Origin of the sequence: Nocardia sp. NPDC056611, assembly GCF_042792755.1 — a bacterium.
Lineage (GTDB): Bacteria > Actinomycetota > Actinomycetes > Mycobacteriales > Mycobacteriaceae > Nocardia.
In genome coordinates this window covers 1,037,974-1,057,217 of the sequence record NZ_JBHTVV010000001.1, presented here as the reverse complement: position 1 = coordinate 1,057,217, position 19,244 = coordinate 1,037,974, and the positions used below count along the sequence as shown (strand labels likewise).

The window sequence follows — 19,244 nt, the reverse complement described above, 5'->3', positions numbered from 1 at the left end:
CGGACCTGAGCCATCCGCCCAGGACGCGGCGAGTCGTACCGAACACACCGCGCCCGGGGCGAGATGTCAGTGGCCGGAATAGATGTCGTTCACCGTGGCCGCGTAACGATCGTTATTGGTGAGCGGTTGCAGGCCCAGCGCGGTGTCGATGGTGCGGAGCAGGCCGTACTGGTCGGTGCGCTGAGAGCTGTTGAAGCCCGCCTTCACCGAGTTCTGCGAGCCGAGCACGATGGTCGGCACCCGGTTCGAGTAGAGCGGGCCGAAGAGCTTGGCGAAGCCCTCGTCGAAGGTCACGATCAGCAGCGAGCGCTGCTGCTTCCAGGCCGGGGAGTTCAGGATCGCGGGCACGGTCGCGCCGAGCCAGCTGTCACCCGAGGCGACGCCGCAGCCCTCCATGTTGTGGCACTCGTTGGCCGCGAACCACACGAAATTCGGTGTGGTGGCCGTGGATTGCAGGTCGCTCGTCATCTGGGTGAGCGGCTGCAGGTGCGCGGCGCAGTAGCCCGGATCGGACTTCATGTTCTGGAAGTACAGGAACGGCAGGTCGTCCTGGTAGTACTCGCCGTGCGCGGTCTGATCGCAGTTGCCGTTGGCGTCCTCGGCGTAGCCCTTCCAGGTCTTGCCCGCCGCGTCCGCGCTGTTGCCGATGTGCCGGGCGTTCAGGGTCGTGGTGGTGACGCTGTTGTCGACCAGCCCGTACAGTCCGCCCGCCGCCAGCGCGACGTAGTTCGGATCGCTGGGATGGGTGGTGGCGTAGGACTGGGTCAGCGTCGCGCCCTGGGAGCGCAGGCTGTTGATATACGGGGCCGCGGAATTACCGATGATGCCGGTGAGGCCGTCGTAGTCCTGGTTCTCCAGGTAGACCATGAAGACATGGTCGTAGCCGGGGACCGTGGCGGCGGGGGCGGTCAGCGCCGGGGCGGGCAGCGGTGCGCCGATCGTGAACGACAGGTTGTCGGCGTAGCCGTCGGTGGTGTCACCGTTGGTCCAGGTGAAGTACACATCGACGGTGACCGCGCGGGTGCCCTTGGGCAGGGTTCCCTTCGCATCACGCTGCAGCAGTTCGGTAGTGAAGCCGCGGTCGATGCTGCTCACGCTGCCGGCATCGGCCGACCCCAGCTTGCCGCCCGACCCGTTGAGGAAGGTCGCGGTGAGACTCGCCTTGTCCATCTGCGCGCCGTAGCCGCCCAGCCAGCCATTCAGATCGAAGCTCACCCCGCCCCCGTCGATGGCAGCGGCCGCGCCGGAGACGTCGATGGTCTGATCGATCTCGGAGTTGCCGGTGCCGCCGCCGGTGAAGAACCTCGAGCCCCGGTTCGAGGGGCCGGTGGAGGACGGGCCCGGCCACCCGGACTGCCCGTAGCACACCGCGTTCGGCTCACCCTTGACGATCTTCCACCCCGGCAGCGTCATGCCGTCGAGGCCCTTGGGTGAGCACTGCGCCACCGCTTCGGCATCGCCGTCCACGATCAGGTTCGGGCTGGTGACCGCGGCCTGCGCCACGGTGGGGGTGACGGCCGAGCCGCTCAGGACCGACAGTGCGGCCGCCGCCGAGAGGGCGAGGACCTTGCCGAGGTGTTGTCGAACGCCGTTGTGGCGCATAGCTGTTCCTTACAGGTCGTGACAAATGCGACCCGAATGGAACACGTTTCAGATGTCGAGCCACCCGCCCCGCAGTGACCGGGTGATGAACGCGAACCGCCTATTGGTCATTCGACCAATAGGCGGAAGCGGTTGTGCGACAAGTACTGCCCGGCTAGGCGGCCTTCGCGGGCTTCTTCTTGGAGCGGGCGAAGTTGTTCATGATCGGCAGGTCCACCCAGTGGTAGAGCGCCGCCGCGATCACCGTCGACACCACCAGGCTCAGCACCGCGAAGCCGGCCCAGCCGACGACGCCGAACTCCTTGCCGCCGATCAGGTATCGGGTGATCAGCACCATGACCGGGAACTGGATCAGATAGAAGGCGAAGGAGATATTGCCCAGCCACACCATGCGCGGATGGGAGTTGACCTTGCCGATGCCGTGCAGGTCACGGTTCGCCATGGTGGCGACCACCGCGGTCATCGGGGCCAGCATCAGCACCGACATCTTGTAGTTCACCGGCACGACCCAGGTCAACGCGTACGAGATGGTCAGGGCGACCATCGGCCACAGCAGGTTGGTGTTGCGCCACTTGCCTTCCAGCACCATCCGCGCGGCCAGCACGCCGAGGAAGAACTCCGGCAGCCGCGACAGCGGGAAGGTGTAGCTCAGCCAATACGACAGCGACACCGGGATGTTCGCCTGCTGGAACCACGCCGGGGAGGCGTGCAGCTCGTAGTACGGCGACGTGGTGCCCGGGACCAGCCGCGGCGCGAAGGCGTTCGCGATGCCCTTGGGGCCGTCGAAGAACAGGAAGTACGAGGTGTGCAGGGCGGCGATGCCCAGCAGCAGGACCGCCGCCGCCAGCACCAGGCGGCGCGTGGGGATCTTCATGATCAGCGGCAGCACCAGCGGGAAGCTCAGGTAGAACAGCATTTCCGCGGCCAGCGACCAGGACGGCACGTTCAGGCCGCCGACCGTGGTCCACTTCGGCACGTAGGTGTGCACCAGCAGCAGGTTCGGCACCCACACCACCGCGCGGTGCAGCGGCACGCTCGCCACCACGATGAACGCGGCGGCCGCCAGCAGATGCGACGGGTAGATCTTCAGCACGCGACGGCGATAGAACGCGCCCTTCGCCATGCCCGGCCGGAACGACCAGTAGATGATGAAGCCCGACAGCACGAAGAAGAAGGTCACACCCGCCGCGCCGAGCTGCATCGGAATCCAGGCGTGGATGTTGCGGAACATCTCCGACTTCTGGAACGGGTACACCGGCAGGAACACCAGCGCGTGCAGCACGAACACCGCGAACGCCGCCCACCAGCGCGCGCCGGTCAGCGACGGCAGCGGCGGGCGGACCCGGGCGGCCCGCTCGATGACGGATTCGGCGGCGGGCGCGGCGGTGTCGACAGGGCGCGCCGCGGGCGCCGGTTGGATCACTTGGGTGGAGAAGGACTCCACCGCGAGCGCGGTGGCGTCCTCCCGCGTGCCGGGCACGACTTCGGGTGGTCGGGTCATCGGGCGTACCTCTCCTGCAGGGCGTTGGCAATCACGGCGTCGCCCTGCGGAGCCGGATGGAACGGCAGACCGGCGACATTGACTTTCGGGTCGAACACGCCGTTGACCCACTGGTCGGGTGTGCACAGACCGTGCCCGCGGGTGAGGGCGCGGCTGTCGAGGTACTCGATCCGCAACAGGGCCGCGGCTTCGCGCTGCGCCTGATCGAAGCGATCGAGGTAGTCGACGACCGTACGACCCCGGGGCTGGCCGATCTCGAAACCGGCGATGTCGAAGCAGATCGCGTCCTGGCCGGGCGTGAACAACTCCGGGTACCCGACGATCACGATGCGCGCGTTCGGGGCGTAATAACGGACGTAGGCGACGACCTTGCTGATCCGTGCGGCGTACTCGGCGCCGGTCACGTTCTTCGGGTCGGCCATCCGGCCGTCGGCCACCGCGTCGGCCCCACAGCCGCCCGCGGGGTCGTAGAAGCAGGCCTGCATCGAGTCCCACGGCGACTTCGACGAGTCGCCCCACACATCGTTGAGACCGAACTGCAGGGTGACCAGCTTCGTCTTCGGACCGAACGCGCCCGCCTTGTCGGCGTTGCTCGCCTGGACCTTCAGGATGTAGCCGTTCCCGGTGTCGATCGACGCGCCCGGGCAGGACTGGTTCCACACCTGTCCGTCGCCGCGCAGGCCCAATCGGTCCTGCAGCTGCGCCGGCCAGGCGGTGGCGCCGTGTTGACAGGTCTTGTCCTGCCCCGACGGGTCCCACCCGTTCGCGGTGAACGAGTCACCCAGAATGACCAGTTCTCTACCTTGCGGAGTCGAATCCGCCTGTGCCCCCGAAGTTCCCGCCATGGCCGCGGCGACTGCCATCACCGCGGCGCACAGCCACCGTCCGTTGTTTCCCGACACGTGCTCTTTCTCCGTCTGTCAGAACCTGCGCTGGTTCGTCAGTACCCTGCGCGAGGCTCGAAGCCGGGGGCGTCCAGCGTCGGCGGCGCCGGCTTGGCGGGCGCCTCGACCTGCGGCGCGGGCTTGGGCGCGACGGGCTGCGGCGCGACCTGCTGCGGCGCGGGGGCCTCGGCCTGCGGCGCGGGGGCCGGGGCGGGGGCCTCGGCCTTGGGAGCCTCGGTGGTGGCCGGCGGGGCGGCGGGCGCGGGGGCCGCGCTGCTCGCGGGAGCGGCCGAGCTGCTCGCCGGGGCGACCACGGAGGTGGTCGTGGTGGCGGGCGAGTCGGTGGCCTTGTCGCTGCCACACGCAGCGAGTCCACCGATGAGCAGGACGGAACCGATGGCGGCCACGGTGGCGCGAGCGGTCGACGTGCCGGTGATGCGGATGTTCATGTTGAAACCCTCGTATCGCAAATTGAACTGCGGATTTTTCACTTTTGCGCGGAGTGTACAAGAGGCTGCGAGAGCCGCGACAGGAGTTCGGCAAACCGCAAAACCCCTGCGCAACCAGCAGACTCGACGAGTAGCTATCGACGGACAAACCGTCGATAACCGGCTGTGCACACGGTCAGTGACCGTAGCGGTCGTAGATGGCACGGGCGACGACGGTGTCACCCTGGGTGGATGGATGGAAGAACAGACCGTCGAGATCTGTCCGGGGGTCGAACACACCGTTCAGCCACGGCTGCGACGAGCAGAGCCCATGACCGGTGGTGAGCCCGCGGGCATCGAGGAACTCGATCCCGAGTAGTTGGGCGGCTTCTCGCTCCGCCTTGTCGATGCGGTCGAAGTACTCGACCACCGCGCGGCCGCGCGACTGGATGAAGGGCGCGACGCCGCCGATGCTGAGACAGACCGTGCTGGTGCCCGGTGTGAACAGCTCGGGATAGCCGACGAGGACGATCTTCGCGTTCGGCGCGTAGTACTTGATGTAGGTGATCGCATTGCTCATGCGCTTGGCCATCAGCGCGCCGGAGACCCCGGTGTAGTCGGGGAAACGGTTCTCGTCGACGGCCTCGGGGTCACAGCCGAGCGGAAGGTTGAACACGCACTTCTGCAGCGACCCCCACAACGTCTGGTCGTTCTTGCCCCACTTGTCGTTGAGGCTGAACTGCAGCGTCACCAGCTTGGTTCTGGGACCGAACGCGCCTTCCTTGTCGGCCCGCTGCGCCTGCTGGGCCATGGTCCAGCCCGGCCCGCTGTCGATCGACGAACCCGGGCAGGACGGATCCGACACCCGGTCGGTGCCGTGCACGCCCATCAGCTCGGCCAGCTGCACCGGCCAGGCGGTCTTCCCATGGCGTTGACAGGTGTTGTCGCCGTCCATGAAGTCCCAGGCGTTCGCCGAGAACGAATCACCCAGGGTCACAAGCTCTCTGCCCTCGGCGCCCGGATCGGCGCCGGCGGGGGTGGTACTCATCGCGGAGACCGAGGCCGCCACCGCGACGACGGCAGCACACAGCCACCGTCCATTCTTGCCCAGCAACTGACTAGTCCAGCTCTCTCAGTATCCGGCGCGGGGCTCGAAGCCCGGTGCGTCCAGGGTGGGCGGGGCGGGCTTCGCGGGCTGCTCGACCTGCGGAGCGGGCTTGGGCGCCACCGGTTGCGGGGCGACCGGCTGCGGCGCGGGGGCTTCCGGCGCGACCGGCTGCGGGGCGGCCGGTTCGGTGGCCGCGGGCGCCGGCGCGGGAGACTCGGCGGGCGCGGGAGCCGGAGCGGCGGCCGTGGTGGTGGGCGCGGGCGCGCCCGTGGCCTTCACCGCCGAGGACACCACCGCACCACCGGTCGGCGAACCCTCTGAGGACTTGTCGCTGCCGCACCCTGTGACCCCCGCGAACAACAACGCACCGCCGAGCACTGCCGCGGCGGCACGAACGGCGAACACCCCTGGTGTAGCAGACTTCATCAGTACCTCGAATCGGAGCTCAAAACTGAAGTGATAGATGTTCACTTCAGCGGGGAGTGTACAAAACCAGCCACCCCCACCCGCCCGGATTCGGAAAACTGGCCCCGACTACTGGGGGCTTCGGATCCGGTCCGCCCTGATCAGGCAAACCGTACCCGCAACCACCGGTTCCAGTCGGTCGGCACCCGAAACTATCCCACCCAGTGGTCCGGGGCTACCCCCCAGCGAGCCCCGGACCCCTCGGCGCGCCGCGGAACTAGTCCGGGATCGCGACCGTCGACGGGAGGTTCACCCAGCTGGGGGCGTCGGGATCCAGCCGCAGATGCTCGGGCTTCAGACCGGAATCGGCCAGGAAGATCATCGGCGGCAGGGCCTTGGGGAAGTTGCTCGCGTAGACGTCGACCCGCAGGCGATGGCCGGGCTGCAGCACGGCCTCGATCGGGGTCAGGGCGATATCGAGGGAGACCGGGACGCCGGGGACGGTCTGCTGCCGCCGGGCCAGGTCCAGGTAGTAGTGGGGTTCGGTGTAGTCGCCGTTGGCGGAGCGGAGACTGGCGTCCTCGTCGATCTGACGCATGGAGGCGACCAGCTGACCGGTCGCGATCTCGTGCGAGACACCGTCGGGGGCAACATCGTTGACGGTCGCGACCCAGTACCCGTCGGCGGCGTCCTCGACCACGTTCAGGTGGACGTTGATCGGGCCCGACACCGTGGTCGGGGCGGACACCGGGCCGCTGGTGAAGGACAGGCCGTCGTTCTCCCAGACGCGGGAATCGTTGGTGCACAGGTCGAGAACGGCGGTCGCGCCCGCGGTGATGCGGGCGGCGTCGCGGCCGCACAGACTCGACAGGGCCGGCGTGACCGTCAGATCACGCACCGCCGCCTGCCGGGGGTCGGCGGACAGGCCGCCGTCGTAGTGGGAGCCGGGGCTGGTGCCCGACGGGATGTCGTTCAGATACATCCGGCGGTGGACGGCGTCCGCGCGCGGGAACTCGGGCGCGTCGGTCCAGCCGCCGCCCTGCTGCTTCACGATCAACGGCGTGAAACTGTCGACGCCATTGTCGATTCCACGCAGCCAGTGGTCGAACCAGGCCCGCTGCAACACATCCAGGCGCGGCGGCATGCCCGGATGACCGAAACCGCCCACGCCGGAACCCAGGTGGTAGCCGTCGCCCATGATCAGCTTCTTCTGCTCGGGCGGCAGCGGGATGGCGGCGAAGGTGTCGGTGGGCGTCGTCCCGAAGATGTCGAACCACGCGCCCACCATGAAGGTCGGCACCCGGATGTGGGTGATGTCGGTCTTCAGGCCGCGCCGGAAGCCCGAAGTCGGGTCCACCAGTTCGCGGGTCCGCGCGGTCAGCTGGTCGGGGGTCATGGCGGTGTAGCCGTTGACGACCATGTCGACCAGGGTCAGCGGATCGGCGAGGCGGTCGCGCAGCCAGCGGGATTGCTGCGCGGGATCGAACTTTCCGACCAGCAGCGCGGTCACGTCCGGAATCATCTTGAGCGCGTTGACCCCCAGCAGCCACGGCACCAGGAAGCCGACGCCCACCGCGGCGCCCGGGCCCGCGATATCGGTGAAGATGTCGGCGCTGCCCTCGTAGGCGAAGACGGCCTTCAGGCCCGGCGGCATCCGGTCGGTCGCCTCCAGCGCGGTGATCGCGGTGAACGAGATCCCCATGGCCCCAACGGTTCCATCGCTCCAGGACTGGCGGGTGATCCAGTCCACCACCTCGGCGACATCCTGCTTCTCCCGGTCGCCGAACACCTGCCAGGCGCCCTCGGAGGTGCCGGTGCCCCGGGTATCGACCTGCACCAGGGTGTATCCCGCCTCGGCGAGCGCCCAGTCCTGCGCGGCCGCCTCCAGGGCGCCGGAATCCAGCTGCCGGGTCATGTCGAACAGGCCGTCCACCCCGACGCCCGGCAGATTCAGCGACGCGGCCCACGCCTCCAGCGGCTGTTTGATGCCGAGGCCGTCGGCGGCGCTGAGCACCGCCTCGCCGATCAGCAGCGGCAGCTTGCCGTATCCCTGCATCTGGAGGATCACCGGCCGGCGACCGTCCGGGACACGGCCGTTGTCGGCGGGATGAATGATGTCGGCCTTCAGCACGACGCCGTCGGACATGGTGATCGGCACGGCGAGATCGGGGACGATCCCGTTGTGCGGCTGCGGTCCGTCCACCGCGGCGGTCCAGTCCGCCGCGTACGGGCCGCCGTCGATTCCGGTGAATACGGTGTCCGACAGGGCCATCGGGGCGAGGAACTGTGTTCCCGCCACCACCGCGGCCATGATCACCAGCACTTTCCCGGCCGATCTCCGGGTTCGCCATCGCGCCTTCAGCATTGAGTCCCACCTCTCGCACCGTTGTTGGGACAGATTGTTGCTACTGGCCGGTAATAGCGACTCGCCCCAGGGCGACATCGTTTTACCCCTGCGCGACAAGCCCATTCGGCCATTCCGTCCCAGACAGTCGACGAGCCGGGTTACGATCCCCCGCGCAGACGAAGAACCGGCGGGAGGGCGACCGGCCGATGGCGATCATGGCGCGCGCGGCGAACCTGCGCGGATACCGCGAACTCATCGACGAACTGGGCGGCGACGGCGCGGCCCTGCTCCGGCGATTCGGGATCACCCCCGAAGCCATCGCGGACAGCGACGCCCTGGTCCCCGCCGAATCCCTGGGCCGGGCACTGAAAGTCGCCATGGATTTCCTGGACCGCAACTACCCCGGCCCCGACCGGACCATGGCCGCGCGGGTCCGGGCGGCCATCGACCGCGCCCTGCTCGAGTCCCGGGCCGACATCGAGACCGTGGCCCGCATGCTCATGGTGCACGAGCGCACCCTGCAACGCGCATTGGCCGCCGAGGGAACGACTTTCACGGCTCTGCTCGACGAGGCCCGTCGCGACATCGCCCACCGGCTGCTGTGCGAGACCGATCTACCGATGAGCCGCATCACCACCCTCATCGGGCTGCGCGAACAGTCCGCGCTGACCCGGGCGGTGCGACGCTGGTACGGCCGGACGCCGCAACAGGTCCGGAACGCGGCCCGCGCGGTCGAACCACGCCGGGCCGGGACCGGTATCGACCGACCTACGACGACGGGGCGATGAGGCGTTCGGAGAGCTCCCACAGGGCCGCGGCGGTGGCCGGGTCGGTGGCGTGCGGACTGGCCTGGGCGACAGCGCAATCCGCGAGGTAGCCGCCCGAGTGCGCGGTCAGGCCGGGGGCGGTCGCCGCGAGGACCGAGGTCGCGGCCGCTTCCGGGATCGTCTTCAGGGTGGTCACGGCCGAGGGGTTGCGCGAGGTGAGTTTGCGCATCTCGGCGAAGTCCTCGCGGGACATGTGCCGGGACAGATCGGTGGCGCAGACACCCGGGTGCACGGCGTAGGCGTGGATGCCCCACTCCGCGCCCCGGGCCGCGAGATCCACCGTCATCAGGATGTTCGCGGACTTGGATTGCCCGTAGCTCGCGAACTTGTCGTACTCGCGGCGCTCGAAGTTCGGGTCGTCGAGGTCGGCCGGATACGCGTGATGCGCCGCCGAGGACACCGTGACGACGCGGCTCGCGACACCGGACCGATCCGCACCCGCCGACAACACCGGCAGCAGTCCGGTGGTCAGGGCGAAGTGGCCGAGATGGTTGGTGCCGAACTGCGATTCGAAGCCATCGGCGGTGTGGCCGAACGGCGTGTACATCACCCCGGCGTTGTTGATCAGGAGGTGCAGCGCGGGCGCGCACTCGGCGACGGACCGCACGGCCGCGCGGACGCTGCCGAGATCGCTCAGGTCGAGCCCGACGACATCGACTGTCGCACCGGGAAACCGCGCACGGATACCGGCCGCGACCGTGCCCGCCGCGGCGGCGTTCCGCGCGGCGAGCAGGACCGTGGCGCCGGCGGCCGCGAGGGCACAGGCGGTCTCGGCTCCGAGACCGCCCGTGGTTCCCGTGACCAGGGCTACGCGACCGGTGAGGTCGATTCCGGCGATGACCTCATCGGTGTTCATCGCGTCCCGCTCAGCCCGCGAGCTTCGCGAGGTTGGGGAAATTGCTCAGTTCCCAGCCGCCGTCCACCACCATGTCGATGCCCGTGACATAGGAGGCCTCGTCGGAGGCGAGGAACAGACACGGGCCCGCGATCTGTTCCGGGGTCGCGGGCGCGCCCATCGGAATGCGGTCCAGGAACATCTGTTTGGCGGGCTCGTACCCCATGACCGCCGCCACCAGCGGGGTGTCGACCAGACCGGGGAGCACGGCGTTCACCCGGATGCGGTGCTGCGCCAGTTCCAGGGCCGCGTTCTTGGAGAACATGACCACGCCCGCCTTACCCGTGGAGTACGGGCTGCCGCCGGGCATGGGGACCCGGGCGTCCAGGGACGAGATATTGACGATCGAGCCGCCGCCGGTCGACTTCATGAGGCGCGCTTCGTGTTTGGTGCACAGGAAGACGCTCTTCTGGATGAGGTCGATGGTGAAGTCCCAGTCGGCCTCGGTGAGGTCGGTGACCGCGCCGATGCGGGACGCGCCCGCGCAGTTGAAGGCGGCGTGCAGACCACCGAAACGCGATGCGGCGACCGCGATTCCGGCCTCCACCTGGGCCTCGTCGGTGACGTCGGTGACCGCGGGCACGAAGGCGTCGCCGAGTTCGGCTGCCCGCTTGCCCAGTCCGGCCTCGTCGAGGTCCAGGCCGACCACATTCGCGCCCTCGGCGATAAGCGCGGCCGAGATGGCCGCGCCGATACCGGAGGCCGCGCCGGTGACGACCGCGGTGCGGCCGTCGAACCTGCGTGCGTTCATCGCGCACCCGCCTTCAGGAACTCGCCGGTGCGGTCCCGGCCGAGCGTCTCGGCCTTCTCGCCCAGCCCGAACACGTACTCGCCGTTGACCAGGACCGCGGTGACGGTCTCGTCATTGCGGTTGACCATGCGGGAGAGGTTGCCGTACTCGGGAACCGGGTTCTCCGCGTAGGACTCCAGACTGTCGTCCAGGTGCGCCGGATCGATGATCAGCACATCCGCCCGATCGCCTTCGCGCAGATGCCCGGCGTCCAGGTCGTACCAGTCCGCCAGCTCGCCGCTGACCCGGTGCACGGCGTGCTCGACGGTCATGAACGGCGTACCCGCCTGCTGCGCCTGGTGCACTCGCTTCAGCAGCCGCAGCCCGAAGTTGTAGAACGCCATGTTCCGCAGATGCGCGCCCGCGTCCGAGAAGCCCAGCTGCACACTGGGATCCGCCGCCAGCGCGTTCAGCACCTCGGGACGATGGTTGGAGATGGTCGTGCGCCAGCGCACCTTCGGACCGTGCTCGACCAGCAGATCGAGGAAGGCGTCCACCGGGTGGATACCACCACGGTCCACCCCGACCTGGCCGAAGGTCTTGCCGACCACGCTCGGATCGGGGCATTCGGTGATCTCGGCGTCGAAGAAGTCGCGGTGCCACACACGCGGGCCCCACTTCTTGTCGTAGTCCTTGCGGAACCAGCGCCGGTACTCCGGATCCTGGAACAGCTCGTGCCGCTCCTCCAGCTGGTTGGACAGGTGCAGAGCCGCCGCGCCGGAACCGAATTCCTCGAACACCGGCAGGTCGATGCCGTCGGAGTAGACCTCGAACGGCACCGGCAGATGCTGCCAGCGGAAGTCGCCACCCAGGCCGTTGATGATCTTGCCCAGCAACGGGAAGACCTTCACCACGCCCGGGATCGCCTTGATGTCGGCGGCCGAGAGCAGGCTCACCTTCAGCTTGGGCCGGAAGAAGCCCAGGCTGCTGGCCGCCATGCCGATCATGCTCTGCGGCTTGGCCACGTCCGGGCCGCCCTGCAACGCGCGTTTGCGGTCGCGCAGAATGCGATTCAGCCGGCGGCGTTCCTTCGCGGTGGCGTAGGTGGACGGCAGCGTCCGCGAGCGGCACACCTCGCCGTCCAGCTTGTCGAACAGCAGCTGCTGCGAGGACATGCCGACGAATCCGGCGTCGAGCGCCTCGGTCAGCTTGTGCTCCATGGCCGCGATCTCGGACTCGGTCGGCTTGACGTCGGGATCGGTGGCCCGCTCCAACCCGAGCTGTGCGGTCCGGATATCGGAATGCCCGATGAACGAGGCCACATTCGGCCCCAGCGGCAGCGACTCCAGGGCCTGCACATAGCTGTGTGCGCTGTTCCAGGTCTTCAGCGTGTCCACCGACTCGACCACGTACTGCCGCGGAATCGCCTCCACCCGGCCGAACAGGTCACCGGCGTCGGACCCGCCGACATGCACCGCGGACAACGAGCACGAGCCCAGCAGCAGAGTGGTGACGCCGTGCCGCAGCGACTCCGACAGCGTCGGGTCGAGCAGCACCTCCACGTCGTAGTGGGTGTGGATGTCGATCATGCCGGGCATGACCCAGCGGCCGGTCGCGTCGATCACTCGCCCGCAATCGGTTTCGTCCAGCGGCGCGGCCGAGACCGTCGCCACCCGGCCGTCACGGATGCCGAGATTGCGGATGGCCGACGGCGCGCCGGTGCCGTCGAACCAGCGGCCGTTCTTGATGATGGTGTCGTACACAGGAATTCACTTCCCCAGGGTGAGGTCGCGGCGCAGCACCTTGCCGGTGGCGTTGCGCGGCAGCGGATCCGCGGTGACCAGCCAGCGGGCGGGCACCTTGAAGTAGGCCAGTTGCCTGGCCACGTGGTCGCGCAGCTCGTCCTCGGTCAGGGTCTCCGGATCGTCGACCACGACGATGGCGGCCACCTCCTGGCCGAGATCCTCGTGCGGGATGCCGATCACGGCCGACTCGCGCACCAGCGGGTGCTCGTCGAGGACGTTCTCGATCTCCTGCGGGTAGACGTTCTCGCCGCCGCGCAGGATGAGATCCGAACGGCGGCCGGAGATGTAGAGCTTGCCGCCGCGCAGGGTTCCGAAGTCGCCGGTGCGCAGCCAGCGGTTCTCGTCGATGGCGGCCTTCGTGGCGTCGTCGTTGTTCCAGTAGCCGAGCATGACGTAGGGGCTGCGGATGCAGATCTCGCCTTCCTCGCCGTCGGGCACCGGCTTGCCGTCCGGATCCCGGACCTCCAGCGAGACGCCGACCACCGCGCGGCCCACGGTCTCGTTGTCGGCGGCCAGTTCCGGCGGGGTCGCCACGGTCGCGGCGGTGCCGGACTCGGTGCAGCCGTAGCTGGTGGTCAGGCCCTGCAGCGCCACCGGGAACTTCTCGCGCAAGCGCTGCACCAGCGCCGGGGAGGACGGCGCGGAGTTCAGGGAGAACGCGGTCAGCGAGGACAGGTCGTACTTCGAGATGTCCACGGCCAGAATGCGGCTCGCCAGCGTCGGCACGGCCGCCCAGTTGGTGACCTTCTCGGTCTCGACCAGCTGCAGCAGCGATTCCGCGTCGAACTCGCCCGAGGTCGGGAAGACCACGGCGTCACCGGTGGTGAGGCGCGGGATCGACAGGTTGTGCAGGCTCGCGATGTGGAACAGCGGCATGGTGGCCAGGTAGCGGCGGGCGGCCGGGGAACCGTCCCAGGCCTGACCGCGGAAGCCGGCGGCCAGCGCGTCCATGAAGCGGTGGTAGTCGGCGACCGCCACCATGTTTCGCTGGGTGTGCACCACGCCCTTGGGGCGGCCGGTGGTGCCGGAGGTGTAGAGGATGATCGCCGGATCGTCCTCGGTCACCTCGGCGGCCGGATTGCCTTGCGCGAACTCCGCGATCAGCGCGGGCAGGTCGGTCTCCATGGTCAGCACCGGGATGTCGGTGCCGGTCTCGGCGGCCAACGCGGCGCGCTTGGCGTCGGCGATCACCACCGTCGGGGCGGAGTGCTCGAGGCCGTACTCGATCTCGCGCGGCACCCACCAGGCGTTGTAGCCCACCGGGATCGCGCCCAGGCGCTGTGCGGCCCAGAAGGTCAGCACCCATTCGGGGGTGTTGGCGGCCAGGATGCCGATCCGGTCGCCCTTGCCGACGCCGTACTTCTCGGCCAGCGCCGCGGCCAGCGCGCCCGCGGCAGCGTAGTGCTCGGCGAAGGTGTAGCGAGTGCGCGCGGACACCAGATAGTCGAGGTCGCCCAGGTCACGGGAGACTTCCAGCAGGTCCAGCAGCGACGCGTGCCGGTTCTTGAACACCGGCTGCGGGACGCCCAGCACCTGCTCGACCGTCATCTCGAACGGGGCGCCCGGCGCGGTCAGCTTTCCGGCGACTTGGGCGGCGAGAGCCTGGAGGTCAACGGCGTTGGTCATGAATCAAGTCCTCGAATCCTTGTGCGCGAACCGTGGCGGGTAACCAGAGTGAGACCGATCACGCCGACCCCCGGACTGTATCGAAGGTCGCTTTCAGATAGGCGTCGGCACGAGGCGAACCGATCAGGCCCGCCTCCATCCGGTTCATCGCGTAGGCGAAGGTGACCCGGTGGTCCAGGTCGTTGACCACCATCGAGCCGCCGATCCCGGCCCACCAGCACACCCGGCCGTCCGGCACGTGCGGGGCGGTCTGCGGCTGCGGCAGGCCGTAGCCGATGCCGAAGCGCAGCGGCACCATGATGGCCAGGTCCACGCCGTCGGACTGCTGCTCGAAGATGAGGTCGATGGTCTTGTCCGACAACAGCTTCCGGCCGCTCAACTCGCCGCCGTTGCTGATCAGCGATTGCAGCCGGGCGATGGAACGGGCATTGCCGTGCCCGCCCATGCCGCCCAGCTCCGCCCGCTGCCACTGCGGGGTACCGCATTCGGCGAAGTCCAGCAGCGGCTGGAACAGGGTCTTGAACATGACGCTGTCCTGCGGCAGCAGCGACGGATCGAACTCCGGCAGCTCCGGCGGGACCAGGGTCGCGATGCGGCCCAGATCCTCGGTGGCCATACCGATGTGGAAGTCCGCGCCCAACGGGCCCGCGAGCTCCTCGGCGAAGAAGCGGCCCAGCGGGCGACCCGTGACGCGCTTGACCAGCGCGCCCAGCAGGTGACCGTAGTTCATCGCGTGATAACCCGACGCGGTGCCCGGCTCCCACCAAGGCGCCTGCGCCGCAAGGCGATCCGTGGCCGCGTCGGTGTCGTAGATGTCCGGCAGCACGATCGGGGCCTCCCAGCTGGAGACGCCCGAGGTGTGCGACAGCAGGTGCCGCACCTCGATATCGGCCTTGCCGTTGGCGGCGAACTCCGGCCAGTAGTGGGCCACCTTCTGGTGCACGTCCAGCTCACCGCGGTCGACCAGGAGCAGAGTGCTCAGGGCGACCATGGTCTTGGTGATGGAGAAGGTGTTCACCACGGTGTCGGCGGCCCAGGGCGTGGTCTTCTCCGGGTCGGCGTAACCGCCCCAGAGATCCACCACGGGCTCACCGTCGACGGTCACGCAGACCGACGCGCCCAGCTCTGCCCCCGATTCCACCTGCTCGGTGAAAGCCGTACGGACAGCTTCGAATTCAGGGGCGCAGAATCCAGCGACGTTGCTCATTCCGACCACCTCCCCCTAGGCCTCGACCAGGGCGCGGCTGCGCACCGGCAAGGCATTGCCCACCGCGGCCGCGCGGCGCGCGCCATCGGCGAGTTCCTTCTTGAGCTCTCGCACATAGATGTCGAAGTCGATCTGAATCGTGTGGCGCGGTGAGTTGTAGTAGCGCTCGGCGCGCTCGGCCTCGGCCTTGGCCACCGCCGCGTTCATGTCCGCCTGCGACGGGAACCGGTAGTTGCCCGAAAGATACGCCGCGACCAGCTTGGACTGCTGCTCGGCGAAGTTCACCAGCGTCGGCATCGGCTGGGCCAGACCGAGATAGAAGAGATTGTCGACATCCGGCTTGAGCATCTGACGCCACAGCGGCAGCTTGTTGCTCTCGTCGGGCCGCAACACCGGATCGGTGAAGAACGGGAAACTGATGTGGTAGCCGGTGGCGCACACCACCACGTCCACCTCTTCGGTGGAGCCGTCCGCGAAGTGCACGACCTTGCCGTCCAGCTTGGTGATGGCGGGCTTGAAATCGATATCGCCGCAACCGACCTTGTGCAGGAACTCCTCACTGGCCGACGGATGCGCCTCGAAGGGCAGGTGATCCGGCTTGGGCAGGCCGTAATCCTCCATGCGGCCGCGGTTCTTGACCACGAAGCGCTGCTTGAGCTTGAGCGCCAGCTTCGGCGGCATCCAGGCCGGCACCACCTGGGTGTCGCCGACCTTGCCGCCGACGTACTTGGGCAGCACCCACACGCCGCGGCGGGCCGAGACCCACAGCTTCTCGGCGATGAACTTCTGCGACAGCTCGCAGGCGACGTCCAGACCCGAATTGCCCATGCCCACCACGACGATTCGCTTGCCGCGCATATCGATCGGGTCGAAGGGGTCGTTATAGGAGTGCGAGTGGATCAGGGTGCCGTCGAACTCGCCCGGGTAGTCGGGGGTGCGCGGATCCCAGTGGTGGCCGTTGGCCACGATCAGGGCGTCGTAGGTCTCGACGGTGCCCTGGTCGGTGGTGACCGTCCACAGGCCGTCGGCGCCACGCTCGGCCCCGGTCACCTTGTGGTTGAACCGGATTCGGTCGCGGATGCCGAAGTGGTCGACGTAATCCTTGAAGTACTGGTGCAACTGGCTGTGGTGCGGGAAGTCCGGCCACTCGTCGGGCGCCGGGAAGTCCTCGAACTGCAGACGGAACTTGGAGGTGTCGATGTGCAGGCTCTGGTAGCACGCCGACATGCCGTTCGGGTTCTTGTAGTACCAGTTGCCGCCCACCTCGTCGGAGGCTTCGTAGCAGTCGAAGGGGATGCCGTATTCGGCCATGCGCTTCGCGGCGGTGATGCCCGACGGGCCCGCGCCGATGATGGCGACCCGGGGTAGCTCGCGGTTCTGTGCGGATTTCGCAGCCAATTCACTCTCCTGATTCGGCGACGGGTCTGACGAGCCCTGCCGGACGTGACGTGCCACACACGCTAACACTCACTAGACACCGTGTCTAGTGAGTTAACTTGCGTCTATCATTCAACGGTGACCCGATCCGATGTAGACCACCCCGAAACCCCGCGGCGCACCTCGCTGCGCGACGAACAGAAGCGGCTCACCCGCAGCCGGCTCATCGACGCCGCCAAGCAGCTGTTCACCGAGCAGGGCTACGCGCCGGTCCGCGTCGACGACATCGCCGCCGCCGTCGGCTGCAGCCGCGCCACCTTCTACCTGCACTTCACCGGGAAGCCGGACGTGCTGCGGGCCATCGCCGAACAGGGCACGCTGCCCAGCGTCCGGAACTTCTACGAGGACCTCGACCACGTCCTCGACACCGGCTCGCGCGAGGAATTCGCGGCATGGATGCGCCGGGCCATCGACTGGTTCCAGGAGTACAAGGACCTGCTCCCCGCCTGGGACGAGGCCACCACCCTCGAACCCGAATTCCGCGAAGTGGCCAAGGAAGGCATCATGTCGCTGCCCAGCGTCATGAGCTCCTACCTGTCACGCTGGCCCGCCGACCGCCAGGAGGAGGCGCGCCTGCGCGTCGAACTCCTGGTCGCCCAGCTGGAACGCTTCTTCACCCGCTGGGCCATGCAGGGCACCATCGACGTCTCGGCCGACGAGGCCGCGGCCGTCCTCACCGATATCTGGTTCCCGGCGCTCCAGACGCCGAAGGGCTAATTCGAGACCGGCGTGACGCGGGCGCGATCCAATTCCCAGAACGCGCGCAGCGCAATGATCTTCCCGTCCGCGTTCACGCGATAGACGGCCACCAGATCCACCTCGACGCTCACCTCGGGGCGCGTACTGCGAATGGTTCCGGTGAAGGCGGCCTCGTCGCCGCAGGCGAAGGAATCCGCCCAGGTGAATTCGATCCGGCTGGGCTCGATCGCCAGATCCCAGAACGCCGCGATGGCGGCGTGCCCGGCGTGCCCCTCCCCCACCGGGTCGTAGGGCGAGATCCCGACTGGATCCTCCACGCGCGCGTCGTCGGCGAACAATGCCAGCCACTCGCCCTTGCGCTTGGCGCGCACCGCCGCCTGCGAGGCGAGTCCGGCACGGCGAGCGGGGTGTTCGAGCGACATCCCGCCATCCTGACCGCCACGCGCCCGGACCGAACCGGCAAATTCCGGTGAGCGGGATATCGAGTGTGAGGAAAGACGTCGGGCCGACGTCCGAAGACGTCGGCCCGAAATCTGAAATTGAATTGTTTTAGAGATCAGCGGGAGAACGCGGAACCGCTGTAACCCAGACCCGCGCCCTGATCGGTCGGCTGGGTGCTGTTGACCAGCGCCTGGCACTGCTCGACCGTCTGACCCGACTGGATGCAGGCCGTCCACGGGTCGTAGATCGTGGGGAAATCGGCGGCGGCGGTGGCGGCCGGGCCGGCGATACCGCCCGCGATCACTGCGGCGACGACAAGCTTCTTCACGTGGGAATCCTCCAGAGTCTTTACCGAATTGCGGTAAAGGTTGCCACGCGAATCCGAAAATCACCAAGCGGTACGGGAATTCGGCGTGGGAATTAGGGCAGAACCCCTAATCCCCACGGGACGGAAGAGACCGATCAGGCAACCCGGACATCGGTCGCCGAGATGTCGGCCGTCAAGGATTCGACGGCCGCGTCATAGCGATCGGCGAGCAGGCGCACCACCGACGGGTGCACGCCGATCGGCTCGGCGACGCCGTCCGCGCCCGCCTCGTGCAGGCGCTGATGGAACAGGCCGTGCGCGAGCAGGTACGAGGCCACGAAGACACGGCGCGCGCCCGCGGCCCGGACCCGGGCCACCACCTCGGGGACCTTGGGCTCGCCGGTGGCGATGTAGGCCAGGTGGGCGGGCGTGCCGACCCGCTCGGAGAGCAGGTTCGCGGCCCGCTGCACATCCTGGCGCGCCCGGGCGTCCGAGGAACCCGCGGCGGCGAAGACCACCGCGTCCCCCGGCCGCCAGCCCGCCGCTCGCAGCCGCAGGTGCATGACCTCGGCCAGCGCCGGGTCCGGACCCATGGCCTGGGTGACCGCGACCGCGTCGTGCGCACTCGCGGCCACCTCTCGCGGCACATCCTGATATACGTGATAGCCCGAGGCCAGGAAGGCCGGAACCACCACGGCGGGAACCGGATCCAGATCCCGCAACACCTCGGCCGGGGACGGGCCCAGCACATCCACGAACGCGGTCCGCACCTGCGGCGCGGCCGTGATCGCCATTTCACGCAACGATGCCGATGCGGCCCCGAAATCGGCACCGGCACCTGTCCCGGACAGCCGGGCCGCGTGCGCGAGCGCCGACGCGCCCAGCTCCCGCGCGACCGCCTCGGCCAGCTCGGCGATCATCTCCACACCGCGCGCGCTGCGGGTGCCGTGGGCGACCAGCACCAGCGCGGGGGCGCTCACCACGCACCCCGCGGC

18 protein-coding genes are annotated in these 19,244 nt (G+C 68.5%); 2 read left to right on the top strand and 16 right to left on the bottom strand.

Annotated features, from left to right (window positions below; all coding sequences use genetic code 11):
* Positions 1-66: 66 nt before the first annotated feature.
* The 7 genes from ACFRAQ_RS04820 to ACFRAQ_RS04790 form a co-directional block, all read right to left on the bottom strand.
* Complete coding sequence (locus tag ACFRAQ_RS04820) at positions 67-1,602, bottom strand: alkaline phosphatase family protein (RefSeq protein WP_379094212.1); 1,536 nt, start codon at positions 1,600-1,602, stop codon at positions 67-69.
* Positions 1,603-1,756: 154 nt separating this feature from the next.
* The gene (locus ACFRAQ_RS04815; RefSeq protein WP_379094210.1) at positions 1,757-3,103 is read right to left on the bottom strand and encodes an acyltransferase family protein; all 1,347 of its coding nucleotides are present in this window, start codon (positions 3,101-3,103) and stop codon (positions 1,757-1,759) included.
* A complete protein-coding gene (locus ACFRAQ_RS04810) occupies positions 3,100-4,005 on the bottom strand; it encodes an SGNH/GDSL hydrolase family protein (RefSeq protein WP_379094208.1) in 906 nt (301 codons plus the stop codon). Before ACFRAQ_RS04810 ends, ACFRAQ_RS04815 begins: the two co-directional genes overlap by 4 nt.
* Before the next feature lie 38 nt (positions 4,006-4,043).
* Positions 4,044-4,436 carry a hypothetical protein gene (locus ACFRAQ_RS04805; protein ID WP_379094206.1) on the bottom strand — a complete coding sequence of 131 codons (393 nt, stop codon included), beginning with the start codon at positions 4,434-4,436 and terminating at the stop codon, positions 4,044-4,046.
* A 175-nt stretch (positions 4,437-4,611) separates the two neighbouring features.
* Positions 4,612-5,463, bottom strand: a complete 852-nt coding sequence (locus tag ACFRAQ_RS04800; protein WP_379094204.1) for an SGNH/GDSL hydrolase family protein — start codon at positions 5,461-5,463, stop codon at positions 4,612-4,614.
* Positions 5,464-5,547: 84 nt separating this feature from the next.
* Positions 5,548-5,949 carry a hypothetical protein gene (locus ACFRAQ_RS04795; protein ID WP_379094202.1) on the bottom strand — a complete coding sequence of 134 codons (402 nt, stop codon included), beginning with the start codon at positions 5,947-5,949 and terminating at the stop codon, positions 5,548-5,550.
* 256 nt (positions 5,950-6,205) lie between these two features.
* A complete protein-coding gene (locus ACFRAQ_RS04790; RefSeq protein ID WP_379094200.1) occupies positions 6,206-8,293 on the bottom strand; it encodes a CocE/NonD family hydrolase in 2,088 nt (695 codons plus the stop codon).
* Positions 8,294-8,481: 188 nt separating this feature from the next.
* On the opposite strand from ACFRAQ_RS04790, the gene ACFRAQ_RS04785 reads away from it, so the two are divergent.
* The gene (locus tag ACFRAQ_RS04785; RefSeq protein WP_379094197.1) at positions 8,482-9,063 is read left to right on the top strand and encodes a helix-turn-helix domain-containing protein; all 582 of its coding nucleotides are present in this window, start codon (positions 8,482-8,484) and stop codon (positions 9,061-9,063) included.
* Here ACFRAQ_RS04785 and ACFRAQ_RS04780 read toward each other — a convergent pair.
* Genes ACFRAQ_RS04780 through ACFRAQ_RS04755 form a run of 6 tightly spaced genes read right to left on the bottom strand, consistent with a single transcriptional unit; the run spans position 9,044 to position 16,763 of the window.
* Positions 9,044-9,958, bottom strand: coding sequence for an SDR family NAD(P)-dependent oxidoreductase (locus ACFRAQ_RS04780; protein WP_379094194.1), 915 nt, complete (start codon positions 9,956-9,958; stop codon positions 9,044-9,046). The genes ACFRAQ_RS04785 and ACFRAQ_RS04780 overlap by 20 nt on opposite strands.
* Positions 9,959-9,968: 10 nt before the next feature.
* Positions 9,969-10,748 (bottom strand): SDR family NAD(P)-dependent oxidoreductase, encoded by a 780-nt coding sequence (locus ACFRAQ_RS04775; protein ID WP_379094191.1) that lies wholly within the window; start codon positions 10,746-10,748, stop codon positions 9,969-9,971.
* Positions 10,745-12,490, bottom strand: coding sequence for an amidohydrolase family protein (locus ACFRAQ_RS04770; RefSeq protein ID WP_379094188.1), 1,746 nt, complete (start codon positions 12,488-12,490; stop codon positions 10,745-10,747). Before ACFRAQ_RS04770 ends, ACFRAQ_RS04775 begins: the two co-directional genes overlap by 4 nt.
* 6 nt (positions 12,491-12,496) lie before the next feature.
* Positions 12,497-14,158, bottom strand: coding sequence for a class I adenylate-forming enzyme family protein (locus ACFRAQ_RS04765; RefSeq protein WP_379094185.1), 1,662 nt, complete (start codon positions 14,156-14,158; stop codon positions 12,497-12,499).
* A gap of 58 nt (positions 14,159-14,216) precedes the next feature.
* Entirely contained in the window at positions 14,217-15,365 is a 1,149-nt protein-coding gene (locus ACFRAQ_RS04760; protein WP_379094182.1) for a serine hydrolase domain-containing protein, read from the bottom strand.
* Between the two features lie 15 nt (positions 15,366-15,380).
* Positions 15,381-16,763, bottom strand: coding sequence for a flavin-containing monooxygenase (locus ACFRAQ_RS04755; RefSeq protein WP_379094179.1), 1,383 nt, complete (start codon positions 16,761-16,763; stop codon positions 15,381-15,383).
* Between the two features lie 117 nt (positions 16,764-16,880).
* Between ACFRAQ_RS04755 and ACFRAQ_RS04750 the strand changes: the two genes are divergently transcribed.
* A complete protein-coding gene (locus ACFRAQ_RS04750; RefSeq protein WP_379094176.1) occupies positions 16,881-17,519 on the top strand; it encodes a TetR/AcrR family transcriptional regulator in 639 nt (212 codons plus the stop codon).
* Here ACFRAQ_RS04750 and ACFRAQ_RS04745 read toward each other — a convergent pair.
* From ACFRAQ_RS04745 to ACFRAQ_RS04735, 3 genes are all read right to left on the bottom strand, one after another.
* On the bottom strand, positions 17,516-17,923 hold the full coding sequence (locus ACFRAQ_RS04745; protein WP_379094174.1) for a nuclear transport factor 2 family protein: 408 nt from the start codon (positions 17,921-17,923) through the stop codon (positions 17,516-17,518). The two genes, ACFRAQ_RS04750 and ACFRAQ_RS04745, sit on opposite strands and share 4 nt — an antisense overlap.
* Before the next feature lie 134 nt (positions 17,924-18,057).
* The gene (locus ACFRAQ_RS04740; RefSeq protein ID WP_379094171.1) at positions 18,058-18,270 is read right to left on the bottom strand and encodes a hypothetical protein; all 213 of its coding nucleotides are present in this window, start codon (positions 18,268-18,270) and stop codon (positions 18,058-18,060) included.
* Between the two features lie 134 nt (positions 18,271-18,404).
* On the bottom strand, positions 18,405-19,229 hold the full coding sequence (locus tag ACFRAQ_RS04735) for a sirohydrochlorin chelatase (protein WP_379094168.1): 825 nt from the start codon (positions 19,227-19,229) through the stop codon (positions 18,405-18,407).
* Positions 19,230-19,244: the final 15 nt, after the last annotated feature.